The organism is Pseudomonas sp. Pseusp9 (genome assembly GCF_059491265.1).
Genome location: NZ_CP168500.1, coordinates 5,206,596 through 5,219,731 on the forward strand (window position 1 = coordinate 5,206,596; position 13,136 = coordinate 5,219,731).

A 13,136-nucleotide genomic window follows, 5' to 3' on the forward strand; every position below is an offset into this window, starting at 1 on the left:
TCGTCGATGTTCAACTCCGACCAGCAAGCCTCGCGCACCAGCAGCGTCGCGGCCGCCATCAACCAGCTCGGCGCCGCCGCCCAGGAAATCGCGCGTAATGCCGCCCAGGCGTCGAGCCAGGCCAGCGATGCCCGCAGCCTCGCCGAAGACGGCCAGCAAGTGGTGGATCGCAGCATTGTCGCGATGAATCAGCTGTCGACCATGCTCAGCGCTTCCAGCACCAATATCGAATCGTTGAACAGCAAAACGGTGAACATCGGGCAGATTCTCGAAGTGATCACCAGCATTTCCCAACAAACCAACCTGCTGGCGCTCAACGCCGCGATTGAAGCCGCGCGCGCCGGTGAAGCCGGTCGTGGTTTTGCCGTGGTGGCGGACGAGGTGCGCAACCTGGCACACCGCACGCAGGAATCGGCGCAGCAAGTGCAGACGATGATCGAGGAGCTGCAAGTCGGCGCCCGGGAATCGGTCAGCACCATGAGCGACAGCCAGCGCCACAGCCAGGACAGCGTGGAAATCGCCAACCTGGCGGGTGAACGCCTGAACAGCGTGACGCTGCGTATTGGTGAAATCGACGGCATGAACCAGTCGGTCGCCACCGCGACGGAAGAACAGACCGCCGTGGTGGAGTCGATCAACGTCGACATCACCGAGATCAACACGCTGAACCAGGAAGGTGTGGAAAACCTGCAATCGACATTGCGCGCATGCTCGGACCTTGAGCAGCAGGCGGCGCGGTTGAAGCAGTTGGTAGGCAGTTTCCGTATCTAGCGTCTGAACCGGTCCCATCGCGAGCCGGCTCGCTCCCACAAAGTTGTCACTGAACCTGTGGAAGCCTGCTCGCGATAGCGGCCTGCCAAACACCCCCGCTGCCCCCCCCAACCGCGCACCCCCAACCGAACATCTATCCTTCATATAGGCCAACCAAGGGAGTACCGGGACTGGAGGACCGTTCATCGTGCATATCGCTGACGTCACCATGTTCTATGCCCCAGCCAGCGGTGGCGTGCGTACTTATCTGGATGCAAAGCACCGTCGCCTGGGCATCAAGCCGGGCATTCGCCACAGTTTGCTGATCCCCGGACCCTCATTGAGCGAGCAGGATGGCATCTTCACCGTCCCGGCCCCTGCCCTGCCCTTCGGCAAGGGCTATCGTTTCCCTCTGCGTCTCGCACCCTGGCGCAATGTCCTGCATGACTTGCAACCCGATCTGATCGAAGTCGGCGACCCCTATCTCACCGCATGGGCGGCACTGGATGCGCGGCGCCAACTTGACGTGCCGGTCATCGGCTTTTATCACTCGGACCTGCCGCTACTGGTCCGCAACCGCATGGGCAACTGGGTGACCAACAACGTCGAGGCCTATGTCAGCAAGCTTTACGGCAACTTCGACCGGGTCCTGGCGCCCAGCCGGGTCATGGCCGACAAACTTGCCGGGCTTGGGGTCAGGAATGTCTTCGTGCAGCCGCTCGGTGTCGACCTGCAAACCTTCAATCCCGAAGCCAGGGACCCCGGACTACGGGCCGAATTAGGCCTGGACGAAAACACCCGGTTGCTGATCTTCGCCGGGCGCGGCTCCAAGGAAAAAAACCTGCCGGTGTTGCTCGACTGCATGGAACGCCTGGGTCGATGCTATCACCTGCTGCTGGTGGGCTCGTCGATGCCCACGACCGTGCCATCCAACGTGACGGTGATCGACGATTTCCGTCCGGCGGCGCAGGTGGCCCGGCTGATGGCCAGCGCCGACGCATTGCTGCACGCCGGCGATCATGAAACCTTCGGTCTGGTCATTCTGGAGGCCATGGCCAGCGGCATACCGGTGGTGGCCGTGGCCGCCGGGGCTTTCGAGGAAATCATCGCCGAGGACTGCGGTCGCCTCTGTGCACCGAACAATCCTGCCGCGATGGCCGCCGCCGTTCGAGAACTATTCGGGTCGGGCAACACAACGCTGGGCAAACAGGCACGATTGCATGTCGAGCGGCATTACGCCTGGGACACGGTGGTCAACAGCTTGCTGCGTCACTACCACGCCGTGCTTGGTAGCCAATGGTCGTTGACCGCCAATGGTTGAGCCCATGAACAATTCCGGATTGCTACTGGTAATGCACGACGTGGCACCGCCAACCTGGGCCGATTACCAGCCGTTCGTCAAAGCCGTCGACGTGCTGGGTGGCGTTCCGATCACCTGGCTGGTGGTACCGAACTTCCACAAACACAACGATCTGGACGCCCATCCGCAATTTCGCCGCCAGCTCAGTGCCAGGGTTGCCCGCGGCGACGAACTGGCCCTGCATGGCTACTTCCACTGCGATGACGGGACGATGCCCGGCAATCCCCGCGACTGGTTCATGTGTCGGGTCTACACCCACGAAGGCGAGTTTTACCGTTTGTCAGCCGAAGCCGCCCTCACCCGCCTGCGCTCGGGCATCGAAATGTTCCACCGCCATGACTGGCCGCTTGAGGGGTTCGTCGCCCCTGCCTGGCTGATGAGCCAAGGCACTCGCCAGGCATTGCGCCAATTGCCGTTGAGTTACACCAGCGACTCGCAGCATCTATACCGGTTGCCGGATTTCACCGCGATCGAGGCACCCGGGCTGGTCTGGAGTGCGCGCAGTGCCTGGCGCCGGGGCATATCGAAGCTCGTCAGCGACCGCCGCGAACAACGCTGGCAGCAGGCCCCGGTGATTCGCCTGGGCCTGCACCCGGTGGACATGCGCCATGAGTTCTCGCGTCGATACTGGCTGCAAACCCTGGAACGCCTGCTCGACAACGGAAGGGTTCCGATGACCAAGGCCCAGTGGCTGACGCTGCAAAACGACCGCATGAGCCATGCCGCTGCCGCTGAAGTTGATGAAACTCAGGCAGGCTTGGGTTTGTCCTCAGGCGCTTGCTGCAACTGTTCCCACAACTGCGCGGCGTCAGGAAATTCCGTCCCCGTTTCAGGCCCCATGTCATCCGGGTCGTAGCGACTCAGACAACCTTCGCCCAGCGTGGCGGGAGCCTTGGATGTGGCTTTGTCCAGTGGATCGGCCATGATTTTTTCCTCGATGCGGAAACGGCGAAGGGCCTGAAGCGATTGAACGCCCAGGCCCTTCGAATTTCAACTGTGCCGCAGGTCTGTCAGAAGACCACGGTTTTGTTGCCGTGTACCAGCACGCGGTCTTCCAGGTGATAACGCAAGCCACGGGCCAGCACCATTTTCTCGACGTCACGGCCGAAACGCACCATGTCTTCGATGCTGTCGCTGTGGCTGACGCGCACCACGTCCTGCTCGATGATCGGGCCGGCATCCAGCTCTTCGGTCACATAGTGGCAGGTCGCGCCGATCAGCTTCACGCCACGCAGGGAGGCCTGGTGATACGGCTTGGCCCCGACGAACGACGGCAGGAAGCTGTGGTGAATGTTGATGACCTTGTGCGCGTATTCGCTGCACAATTCCGGCGGCAGGATTTGCATGTAACGGGCAAGCACCACCACTTCGGCATCGTGCTGTTTGACCAGGCGCGAAACCTCGGCGAAGGCCGGTTGCTTGTCCTGCGGATTGACCGGGACGTGGTAGTACGGAATACCGTGCCACTCCACCATGCTGCGCAAGTCGTCATGGTTGGAAATCACACAGGAGATTTCGCAATCCAGTTCATCGCTGTGCCAGCGGTGCAGCAAGTCGGCCAGGCAGTGCGACTCGCGGCTGGCCATCAGCACAACGCGTTTCTTTTGTTCGGTATCGGTGATGCGCCAGTCCATCGAGAACTCTTCGGCGATCGGAGCAAAGGCCTCGCGAAAAGCTTCGATACCAAATGGCAGGGAGTCGGCACGGATTTCGTGACGCATGAAGAACCAGCCACTGAGATTGTCCGAGTGATGGCTCGCTTCAGTGATCCAGCCGTTGTGTGATGCCAGAAAGTTACTGACTTTGGCAACGATGCCAACACGGTCCGGGCAAGAAATCACCAGACGAAAAGTGCGCATGAGGGGGAAACTCCAGAACTTCGCAAAGGCCGCCATTCTAGCGATTGCGCAGCAAAACTGCAGTATTGTTGACGTTTTTACCCTGCCCGACGGGCGGTGCGACAGGGCGGACAGCGCCCGTGCCGGTTCGCCCGGATGCTCTAGCGGTACCGTGCATTTGTTAATTTATGTATATCTGTCAGACCCGGACCACACTAATAACTGCATTACCAATGTGCACCAAAGACACAGCAGTTAAATTAAATAAAGTTCGGTTAAATGTTTACTTGATGAAACACCATGACTATTATTGCGGCACTGTCACCTGCCCTCCAGCGCACAACATAAGGTAGTCCACATGTCCTTGATCAACGAATATCGCGCCACCGAAGAAGCTATCAAAGAGCTGCAAGCCCGTTTGAAGAACCTGTCCCAAGACGACAAACTGCAAACCGAGCTGGAATTCGAAGGCAAACTGCGCACCCTGATGGGTGAATACTCCAAGTCCCTGCGTGACATCATCGCGCTGCTGGATCCAGAATCCAAAACCAAGGCACCACGTGGCGGTGCAGTGAAAACTACCGGCACCAAGCGTGCTCGCAAAGTTAAACAATACAAAAACCCGCACAACGGTGAAGTCATCGAAACCAAAGGTGGCAACCACAAGACTCTGAAAGAGTGGAAAGCCAAGTGGGGCGGTGACGTGGTGGAAGGCTGGGCTACCCTGCTGGGCTAAGCCCCCGGGCTTGTCGCAGACGGACCCGTGACAAAAAAATAACGCCAGCAAATGCTGGCGTTTTTTATGCGCGGCATTTAAGCCCTCGCATCTTCGAATTCAAAGACGCAAACGCTGGCGTAGTCCCTGGACATAGTCCTGCCACTCACAGAGCACCTCCTGCTGAAACGGAGTAGCACTAACGCTCAATTGGGCCGCGGCCTCTGCAAAACTTTCAAGGGTATTTGGCGCCCCCCATTCTGGATCTGACAAACGTTTCTGACAGAATATTCGCCAGCGTTCTTGCTCTTCGGAACTCAACGTATCGGGAAAGTTGCGTGCGCGATATCGAAACAGCAATTGCGGCAAACGTTCGTCATCGAAAGGCCACTGCTCTTGGGCCAATTGCATCGGGTCAACGGTTCTGACTTGTTCACACAAGCGTCGATCCCGATCACCGATAAATCCATCGTATAACTGTTGCTCAGGATCCTGACTCGGGGAAAAATCATCGCGGGCATAAATCGCCAGAATTTTATCCTGCCAAACTTTCCGGGCGTCATTGAGCTGCAACACCCTCTGTTGATAAAGCGCCATATCCAGCCCCAGACGCTGCTGATCCTCCTGGCGAAGTACCGACAACGGGGCCACCACCGGGCACTTGTTGATGTGAATCAGCTTCAATGGCACCGGTAACTCGTCTTCGGCCAGTTCGTCGCGGCGGGTATACAAGCGCTGACGCAAACTTTCGGCATCCAGGCCGAGCAGGTCCTGGGGATCGAGATGCAGGTCACAGACAATCAGGGCATTCTTGTTGCGCGGGTGCCAGGCCAGCGGCAACACCACCCCCACATAATTGCGCGCGGCGGAAAAACGCCCGGAAACATGCACCATGGGTTGCAGCAGTCGTATCTGGTCCATGACTTTTTGCTTGCTGCGCAACTGAAACAGCCAGTCATACAGTTTTGGCTGTTTTTCCCGTATCAGGCGTGCCAGGGCGATCGTCGCGCGAACGTCCGACAGCGCTTCGTGGGCATTGCCATGATCGATGCCATTGGCCGCGGTCAGGCGTTCGAGCTTGAGCGTGACCCGCCCCTCGTCATCGGTCGGCCAGACCATGCCATCGGGGCGTAAGGCATAGGCGGCGCGCACCACATCGATCAGGTCCCAGCGGCTATTGCCACCCTGCCACTCCCGCGCATAAGGGTCGAAAAAGTTTCGGTACAGGCTGTAGCGGGTCATTTCGTCGTCGAAACGCAAAGTGTTATACCCCGCGCCACAGGTACCGGGCGCGGCGAGCTGGGCATGCACCCGGGTCATGAAATCGGCTTCGCTCAAGCCTTGCGCCTGCAGTTGCCCAGGGGTAATTCCCGTGATCGTGCAGGCAGCCGGATGCGGCAGGATGTCGTCACTGGGCTGGCAGTAAAGATTGACCGGCTCGTCGATTTCATTGAGATCGAAGTCGGTGCGCAGGCCGGCCATTTGCAACGGACGGTCATTACGGGGATTGATGCCAGTGGTTTCGTAGTCGTACCAGAAGATGGAGGTCACGGGCGATTCCTGAACAGAAGATCGGCAAAGTCTAGGCGTTCACCTCCCGCTCCGGCCAGTAGTCTTGTCATTCAAGCACCTTGCGCGACTCGCCATGCACTACATAGTCATGTCGTTTCCCCCCGCCCCCTCCCGCATAGACTGCTAGCATCGAATGGAGACACAATCCCGATCCAGGCCACATCGTCAGGTTGCCCATGCTCGAGACCACAGCACTGCCAGGGAATGCGCCGCTGTCACCGCCGCTGGATACGCGGTACCAGATCGAAACGCCGGAGGGCGTCGACCTGCCACTGCGCCCCGCCGGGTTGATGGTCCGTGCGCTGGCATTCTCCATCGACCTCGGTTTGCGCGGCCTGGTCCTGGGCGTGCTGTTCTTTGCAATGGCGATGCTCGGCAAACTGGGTGCCGGACTCGGCTCGATCCTGCTGTTCGTGGTGAGCTGGTGGTACATGGTGCTGTTCGAGGTGCTGAACCACGGCCGCTCGCCGGGCAAGCAATGGATGGGACTACGGGTGGTGCACGACGATGGCACCCCGGTCGGCTGGTCCGCGTCGCTGCTACGCAACCTGCTGCGTGTTGTCGATTTGCTTCCGTTCGGTTACTTCCTCGGGGCCATCAGTTGCCTGCAACACCCCCACTTCAAGCGCCTGGGCGATATTGCCGCCGGTACCCTGGTGATCTACCGCGAACAATCGCACACCCGCCCCGAACTCCCCGAAGCCCAGCCCCGCCGCCCGGCCTTTGCCCTGACACTCACCGAGCAGCGGGCCATTCTCGGGTTTGCCGAGCGCCAGGGCGAACTCTCCCGGGCGCGGGCCGATGAACTGGCTGCGATCCTCGCCCAGCCGTTGCAAATACCGGCACAGCAGGCGGTGACCGAGCTCAACGGCATCGCCCGCAGCTTGTTGGGGCCGACATGAAGCAAAGCCTTTTTGAAAACCGGCACAAGACCGAATGGGAACAGTTCGCTCACCTGCTCGAGCAATTGGAGCACAACAGGAAAGTCACGGGGGCAGGCAGTTTTCCAAGGGATTACCGACGTCTCTGCCAACACCTGGCACTGGCCAGGGAGCGCGGCTACAGCAGTTTTCTGATCGATTCCCTGCAGCAACAAGCGCTGCGCGGACACCAACAACTCTACCGTCACCGCAGCCGTCCGGGCGCCAGCGTGCTGGCATTCATCCTGGCCGACTTTCCGCGACTGGTGCGCGAACAGTGGCGGTTCGTCCTCGCCGCCAGCCTGATGTTCTTTGCCAGCCTGGCCGGTTTCGCGCTGCTGGTGTACCTGTACCCGGACCTCATCTACAACCTGATCCCCGCCGAGCAAGTCAGCGAGATGCAAAGCATGTACGACCCCGTTGCCGGTCACCTCGGACGCACGGCGCAACGAGCCGCCAGCGAGGACTGGGCGATGTTCGGCTACTACATCATGCACAACATCGGCATCGCCTTTCAGACCTTCGCCAGTGGTTTGCTGCTGGGTTTTGGCAGCGTGTTTTTCCTGATTTTCAACGGTCTGATGATCGGTGCGCTGGCCGGGCACCTGACCTACGTCGGCTACGGGCAAACCTTCTGGTCATTCGTGATCGGCCATGGCGCCTTCGAACTCAGCGCCATCGCCCTGGCCGGTGCCGCCGGCCTGAAGCTGGGCTGGGCGTTGGTCGCCCCGGGGTGCCTGCCACGCGCCGAGGCCTTGCGCCTGGCTGCGCGCAAGTGTGTGCTGCTGATCTGCGGGGTCATGCTGTTTCTGTTGATTGCGGCGTTTATCGAAGCCTACTGGTCATCGATGACTGGCCCGTCGCACCAGACCAAGTACCTGGTGGGCGCTGCGCTCTGGCTGCTGGTGGTGGTTTATCTCGTGTTTGCCGGGCGCCGCCGCCATGCGCCTGAGTGACGCCACGGCGGTGATCCGCCCGCGCCCGACCTGGGAAGCCATGGACCTCGGCGTGCTCCTGAGTCAGCGCCACCGACGCCTGTTGATGACCAGTTGGGCCATGGTCACCTTGCCCGTGTTCGCGCTGCTCAGTTGGGGGTTGTGGGATTCACCCTCTCTCGCCATGTTCATTTTCTGGTGGCTGAAGCCGGCGTTCGAACGCCTGCCCTTGTACATTCTGTCCAAAGCCATGTTCGGTGAAACGCCCTCGCTCAAGCAGGCCCTCTACCAATGGCTACGCCTGCTCAAACCGCAATTGCTGGCCAGCCTGACCTGGCGGCGCCTGAGTCTGTACCGCAGTTTCGCGATGCCGGTGGTGCAACTTGAAGGCCTCGATGGACCGCAACGGCAACAGCGCCTGCAGGTGCTATTGCAGCGAGACGCCGGCGCCGCGCGCTGGCTGACGATTATCGGTGCGCACCTGGAGGGCGCGTTGTGGATCGGCTTGATGGTGTTGTTCTATCTGCTGCTGCCACAACAGGTCGCGCTCGACTGGAGCTGGCAGTCGCTGATCTCTGCGCCCGGCCAGGACTGGCGTTGGCTGGAACATCTGACCAACGCCTTTTATGCACTGGTGCTGGTGGTCTGTGAACCTATCTATGTCGCCTGCGGTTTCAGCCTTTACCTGAACCGGCGCACCGTGCTGGAGGCCTGGGATATCGAACTGGTGTTCCGCCGCATGCGCCAACGCCTCACCAATGCAGCCGCTGTCCTGTTGATCGGTGTGATACTGCTGATGCCGACCACACGCAGCGTGTGGGCCGCCGAACCGGCCCTTTCACCCGACAGCCCGCGCTTGCTGGGCCAGCCCCTGACCAGCCAGGCTTCCAGGGACGGCATCAAGACGATCCTCGAACAACCGCCCTTCAAGAACCGGGAAACGGTAACGCGCTACCGCTTTGGCGAAGACCAGCCAAGCGCTGAAGCCCCGGACGACGGCAAGACACCGCAATGGTTGAAAGCCCTGCTGAAGCTGCTTGAGGGGCAGCGCTTCGGGGCATTGGCGAGCCTGATTGAAATCGTCCTGTGGGGCGCCGTCATCGGAGCCGTCGGCCTGTTGATCTGGCGCTATCGCGACTGGTCGCAAGCGTTCGTCAGCCGACGAGCGAGTCTCGACATAAAAGCCACGCGGCCGTTACCACAGCAGGCGTTCGGCCTGGACCTCAAGCCCGAGTCCCTGCCCGCCGACATCGCCACCAGCGCTGAAAGTCTCTGGCAGACCCATCCGCGCGAAGCCCTCGGCTTGCTTTATCGTGCCCTGCTCAGTCGCCTGACGCACGATTTCAACATCGCACTCAAAGCCGCCGATACCGAAGGCCAGGTACTTCGGCGCGTCGAGCTGATACAGCGACCGGCCCTGCTGGCATACAGCAAGGATCTCACCGGGCACTGGCAAAACATGGCCTACGGTCATCGCTTGCCACCCGCTCAGGTGCAGCAGGAACTGTGTAACGGCTGGCGTATTCTGTTCGGCTCGCAGGCTGTCCGTTGAGCCGACGCTGGGGGGCGATGGCCGGGGCATTGATCGCCGCGCTGGTGGCTGCATTGAGTGTTTATCTGTACCTCAAGGCCACCCCCTACCAGCGCGAAATCGACCACGGCCCCTCACCGGAAGCCCAAGCCAACCCTTATCTGGCAGCGGAACTCTTCCTGCGCAAGCAAGGCCTGAGCGTCGACCACGCCAACGGCCTCGACATCCTGCCCAGCCTCGATCCGCATCAACACAGCCTGCTGTTGCTCGGTGACCGCGACAACATGACTCCACGGCAGATCGACCAGGTGATGAACTGGACCCAGGCCGGCGGGCGACTACTGTTCGTCGCCGAGTCGCTGTGGGATGAAAAGCTCGGCCACAGCACTGACCTGCTGCTCGATCGGGTGCAAGTGCAGCAGTTCCTGAGCAAGGACCTCAAGGCACCGCCACCCGATGTCGGTGAAGATCCGTACCCGCAACTGACCAAGCTCTATCTGGAAGACGAAGACGCCCCGGCCTATGCCGGTTTCGATACGGCGTTCCATCTCGAAGACCCGAAAAACCTCGCCTGGGCCTGGGCCAACAGCGCCAGGGCCACGCACATGATGCAACTCGATCACGGGCTCGGCTCGGTCATCGTGGTCACCGATGCCGACCTGTGGAAAACCCCGGCCATCGACCAGTACGACAACGCCTGGCTGCTCTGGTACCTGACCGCCGACACCCGCGTGACACTGATCTTCAACAGCGATCACGACAGCCTGCCGACCTTGCTGCTGCGTTATTTCCCCCAGGCGCTGGTCGCATTGTTCGCCTTGATCGGCCTGGGTTTCTGGCACTTTGGCGTGCGCCAGGGACCACTGCAAGAACCGGCGCCGAAAGCACGCCGGCAACTGCAGGAGCACCTGCGCGCCAGTGCCGACTTCCTGTTGCGTCGCAACGGTCAGGCCGGCCTGCTGCAAGCCTTGCAGCAAGACATCCTGCGGCGCGTGCGGCGGCGCCATCCCGGCTTTGAACAACTCGGCGTTGCCGAACAATGGCTGGTGCTCGCACGCCTGACCGGCCAACCCACACGCGCTATCAGCCAGGCCATGAGCCCGCGACCGCAGCAACGGCTTTCCAGCGTTGAATTCAGCCGCCAGGTCGCCCACCTGCAATCCTTGAGGAATGCCCTATGAGTCAACCGATCGAGCCCGACGTACCGAGCCATGCCGCTCAACAACGTCAGCGTGCCAGCCAACTGGCCCAGGCCGTGCGCAATGAATTGCAAAAAGCCTTGATCGGCCAGGACAGCGTGATCGACGACGTCCTGACCGCGCTGATCGCGGGCGGTCATGTGCTGCTCGAAGGCGTACCGGGTTTGGGCAAGACCCTGTTGGTGCGCGCCCTCGCCCGCTGCTTCGGCGGCGAATTTGCGCGCATCCAGTTCACCCCCGACCTGATGCCCAGCGACGTCACCGGGCACGCGGTGTACGACTTGCAGACCGAGCAATTCAAACTGCGCAAAGGCCCGCTGTTCACCAACCTGTTGTTGGCCGACGAAATCAACCGCGCCCCGGCGAAAACCCAGGCGGCGCTGCTCGAAGCCATGCAGGAACGGCAAGTCACCCTCGAAGGCCGTCCATTGCCGATTGCGCAACCGTTCATGGTGCTTGCCACGCAAAACCCGATCGAGCAGGAAGGCACTTACCCTCTGCCGGAGGCCGAACTTGACCGCTTCATGCTCAAGGTGCGCATGGATTACCCCGACGCCGAGCAAGAACTGAACATGGTGCGTCAGGTCAGCCGCTCGACCCGGGCCGACATGCTCGATGTTCAACCGATGCGCACGTTATTGCAGGCCAGGGATGTACAGGCCTTGCAACGTATCGCCAGCGACCTGCCACTGGACGATCAGGTGCTCGATTACGCCGTGCGCCTGGCCCGCTCCACCCGCAACTGGCCCGGCTTGATCCTCGGCGCCGGGCCCCGCGCGTCCATCGCGCTGGTGCGATGTGCCCGGGCCCGTGCGCTGCTGCGCGGCGGTGAGTTCGTGATTCCGGATGACATCAAGGGTTGCGCCCTGGCCGTGCTGCGCCATCGTGTGCGCATCGCACCGGAGCTGGATATCGAAGGCCTGGATGTCGATCAGGTGCTCCAGCAGATGCTCGACCAAGTGCCGGCGCCGCGCCTGTGAAACCGTCGCGCCTGATGCTCGCCTGGCTGTTGATCCTGCTGGCCTGCGGCATTGTGTCGGGCACTTTGCGGGCGCTGGAGTTCACGGTGCCGGCGAATCTCATGGCGATCAACTGGGGGTTGCTCCTGGCGCTGCTGGCCTTGGCCCTGCTGGATGGTATTCGCGTGAAGCGCCTGCCTTCGCCCCGGCTGAAACGACAAATACCCGGCAGCCTGGCGCTGGGCCGATGGAGCGAAGTGCAACTGACCCTTGAACACGACTTTGCCCAACCTCTGAACGTGCAAGTCTTCGACCATGTGCCAGCGGGCCTGAGCTTCGAAAACCTGCCACTGTCAGTCGAACTGCAACCCGGCCAGCACAGCCTAGCCGGTTATCGCCTGCGTCCGCTCAAGCGCGGCCACTTCAGCTTCGAACGCTGCGAAATCAACCTGCCAAGTCCCTTGGGACTATGGTCGGACAAGCGCCTACTCGAGCTGCCCGACGCCACCCGCGTCTACCCCGACTTCGCCCGTCTCTATGAAGGGCAGTTGCTGGCGGTGGACAACTGGCTCAGCCAGCTTGGCGTTCGCCAGAAACAACGACGGGGCCTGGGCCTGGAGTTTCATCAATTGCGCGAATTTCGCGAGGGTGACAGCCTGCGCCAGATCGACTGGAAGGCCACCGCCCGCCAGCGCACGCCAATTGCCCGGGAGTACCAGGACGAGCGCGACCAGCAGATCATCTTCATGCTCGACTGCGGCCGGCACATGCGCAGCCAGGATGATGAGCTGTCGCACTTCGATCACGCCCTCAATGCCTGTCTGTTGCTCAGCTACGTCGCGTTACGTCAGGGCGACGCGGTGGGCCTGAGTACCTTTGCCAGTGAACAGCCGCGCTACCTTGCGCCGGTGAAAGGCACCAGCCATCTCAACACACTGCTCAACAGCGTTTATGACTTGAACAGCACCCAACGCAGCGCCGACTATCAAGCAGCGGTGACGCAACTGCTGGCACGGCAAAAACGCCGGGCACTGGTGGTGCTGGTGACCAACCTGCGTGAAGAGGACGATGATGAGTTGCTCTCGGCAGTCAAACGCCTGAGCCAGCAGCATCAGGTGCTGGTCGCGAGCCTGCGTGAAGAGGTGCTCGACAACCTGCGTCAGGCCCCGGTACAAACCTTGCCTGAGGCGTTGGCTTATTGCGGCACGGTAGATTATTTGAATGCGCGAGCGGAACTCCATGAGCGGTTGAATGCTCATGGAGTGCTGGTGATGGATGCGCGGCCCGGTGAGTTGGGGGCAGAGTTGGTGACGCGGTATTTGGGCTGGAAGCGGGACGGAAAACTTTAACCTGGTGT

General features: G+C 61.0%; 11 protein-coding genes and 1 pseudogene. 10 read left to right on the forward strand and 2 right to left on the reverse strand.

The genetic code is table 11. The features are described 5' to 3' along the window. The first annotated feature begins 6 nt into the window (after nt 1-6). The 3 genes and pseudogenes from ACEN8E_RS23720 to gpgD all read left to right on the forward strand — a co-directional run. Nucleotides 7-771 carry a methyl-accepting chemotaxis protein gene (locus tag ACEN8E_RS23720; RefSeq protein ID WP_495593384.1) on the forward strand — a complete coding sequence of 255 codons (765 nt, stop codon included), beginning with the start codon at nt 7-9 and terminating at the stop codon, nt 769-771. A gap of 187 nt (nt 772-958) precedes the next feature. After that, nucleotides 959-2,071 carry an N-acetylglucosaminyl phosphatidylglycerol synthase gene (gene gpgS, locus ACEN8E_RS23725; RefSeq protein ID WP_495590090.1) on the forward strand — a complete coding sequence of 371 codons (1,113 nt, stop codon included), beginning with the start codon at nt 959-961 and terminating at the stop codon, nt 2,069-2,071. Then, a pseudogene (gene gpgD, locus ACEN8E_RS23730) lies at nt 2,064-2,837 on the forward strand (N-acetylglucosaminyl phosphatidylglycerol deacetylase); the annotation flags it as partial. The gene gpgS and the pseudogene gpgD, both read left to right, overlap by 8 nt. A gap of 283 nt (nt 2,838-3,120) precedes the next feature. On the opposite strand, the gene purU reads toward gpgD, so the two are convergent. Beyond that, nucleotides 3,121-3,969 carry a formyltetrahydrofolate deformylase gene (gene purU, locus ACEN8E_RS23735; RefSeq protein ID WP_007993692.1) on the reverse strand — a complete coding sequence of 283 codons (849 nt, stop codon included), beginning with the start codon at nt 3,967-3,969 and terminating at the stop codon, nt 3,121-3,123. A 337-nt stretch (nt 3,970-4,306) separates the two neighbouring features. Between purU and mvaT the strand changes: the two genes are divergently transcribed. Continuing rightward, nucleotides 4,307-4,684 (forward strand): histone-like nucleoid-structuring protein MvaT, encoded by a 378-nt coding sequence (gene mvaT, locus ACEN8E_RS23740; protein WP_007933316.1) that lies wholly within the window; start codon nt 4,307-4,309, stop codon nt 4,682-4,684. Between the two features lie 99 nt (nt 4,685-4,783). On the opposite strand, the gene sbcB is transcribed toward mvaT, so the two are convergent. After that, a complete protein-coding gene (sbcB, locus tag ACEN8E_RS23745) occupies nt 4,784-6,214 on the reverse strand; it encodes an exodeoxyribonuclease I (RefSeq protein ID WP_495590091.1) in 1,431 nt (476 codons plus the stop codon). A gap of 197 nt (nt 6,215-6,411) precedes the next feature. On the opposite strand from sbcB, the gene ACEN8E_RS23750 reads away from it, so the two are divergent. The 6 genes from ACEN8E_RS23750 to ACEN8E_RS23775 are packed head-to-tail and all read left to right on the forward strand — an operon-like array spanning nt 6,412 to nt 13,128. Then, nucleotides 6,412-7,137 (forward strand): RDD family protein, encoded by a 726-nt coding sequence (locus tag ACEN8E_RS23750; protein ID WP_495590092.1) that lies wholly within the window; start codon nt 6,412-6,414, stop codon nt 7,135-7,137. Beyond that, nucleotides 7,134-8,111: a stage II sporulation protein M gene (locus ACEN8E_RS23755; protein ID WP_495590093.1), complete on the forward strand. Its 978-nt coding sequence runs from the start codon at nt 7,134-7,136 to the stop codon at nt 8,109-8,111. The genes ACEN8E_RS23750 and ACEN8E_RS23755 overlap by 4 nt, the downstream gene beginning before the upstream one ends. Continuing rightward, on the forward strand, nt 8,098-9,642 hold the full coding sequence (locus ACEN8E_RS23760) for a DUF4129 domain-containing protein (protein ID WP_495590094.1): 1,545 nt from the start codon (nt 8,098-8,100) through the stop codon (nt 9,640-9,642). The genes ACEN8E_RS23755 and ACEN8E_RS23760 overlap by 14 nt, the downstream gene beginning before the upstream one ends. A gap of 17 nt (nt 9,643-9,659) precedes the next feature. Then, complete coding sequence (locus tag ACEN8E_RS23765; protein WP_495593385.1) at nt 9,660-10,802, forward strand: DUF4350 domain-containing protein; 1,143 nt, start codon at nt 9,660-9,662, stop codon at nt 10,800-10,802. Next, nucleotides 10,799-11,800, forward strand: coding sequence for an AAA family ATPase (locus ACEN8E_RS23770; protein WP_495590095.1), 1,002 nt, complete (start codon nt 10,799-10,801; stop codon nt 11,798-11,800). The genes ACEN8E_RS23765 and ACEN8E_RS23770 overlap by 4 nt, the downstream gene beginning before the upstream one ends. Beyond that, entirely contained in the window at nt 11,797-13,128 is a 1,332-nt protein-coding gene (locus tag ACEN8E_RS23775; protein ID WP_495590096.1) for a DUF58 domain-containing protein, read from the forward strand. Before ACEN8E_RS23770 ends, ACEN8E_RS23775 begins: the two co-directional genes overlap by 4 nt. Nucleotides 13,129-13,136 lie beyond the last annotated feature (8 nt).

Excerpts from the sequence above, each read along its gene's own strand:
- ACEN8E_RS23720 (WP_495593384.1), top strand. The coding sequence starts at position 7 with ATGTTCAACTCCGACCAGCAAGCCTCGCGCACCAGCAGCGTCGCGGCC.
- purU (WP_007993692.1), bottom strand. The coding sequence starts at position 3,969 with ATGCGCACTTTTCGTCTGGTGATTTCTTGCCCGGACCGTGTTGGCATC.
- mvaT (WP_007933316.1), top strand. The coding sequence starts at position 4,307 with ATGTCCTTGATCAACGAATATCGCGCCACCGAAGAAGCTATCAAAGAG.
- ACEN8E_RS23750 (WP_495590092.1), top strand. The coding sequence starts at position 6,412 with ATGCTCGAGACCACAGCACTGCCAGGGAATGCGCCGCTGTCACCGCCG.
- ACEN8E_RS23755 (WP_495590093.1), top strand. The coding sequence starts at position 7,134 with ATGAAGCAAAGCCTTTTTGAAAACCGGCACAAGACCGAATGGGAACAG.
- ACEN8E_RS23760 (WP_495590094.1), top strand. The coding sequence starts at position 8,098 with ATGCGCCTGAGTGACGCCACGGCGGTGATCCGCCCGCGCCCGACCTGG.
- ACEN8E_RS23765 (WP_495593385.1), top strand. The coding sequence starts at position 9,660 with ATGGCCGGGGCATTGATCGCCGCGCTGGTGGCTGCATTGAGTGTTTAT.
- ACEN8E_RS23770 (WP_495590095.1), top strand. The coding sequence starts at position 10,799 with ATGAGTCAACCGATCGAGCCCGACGTACCGAGCCATGCCGCTCAACAA.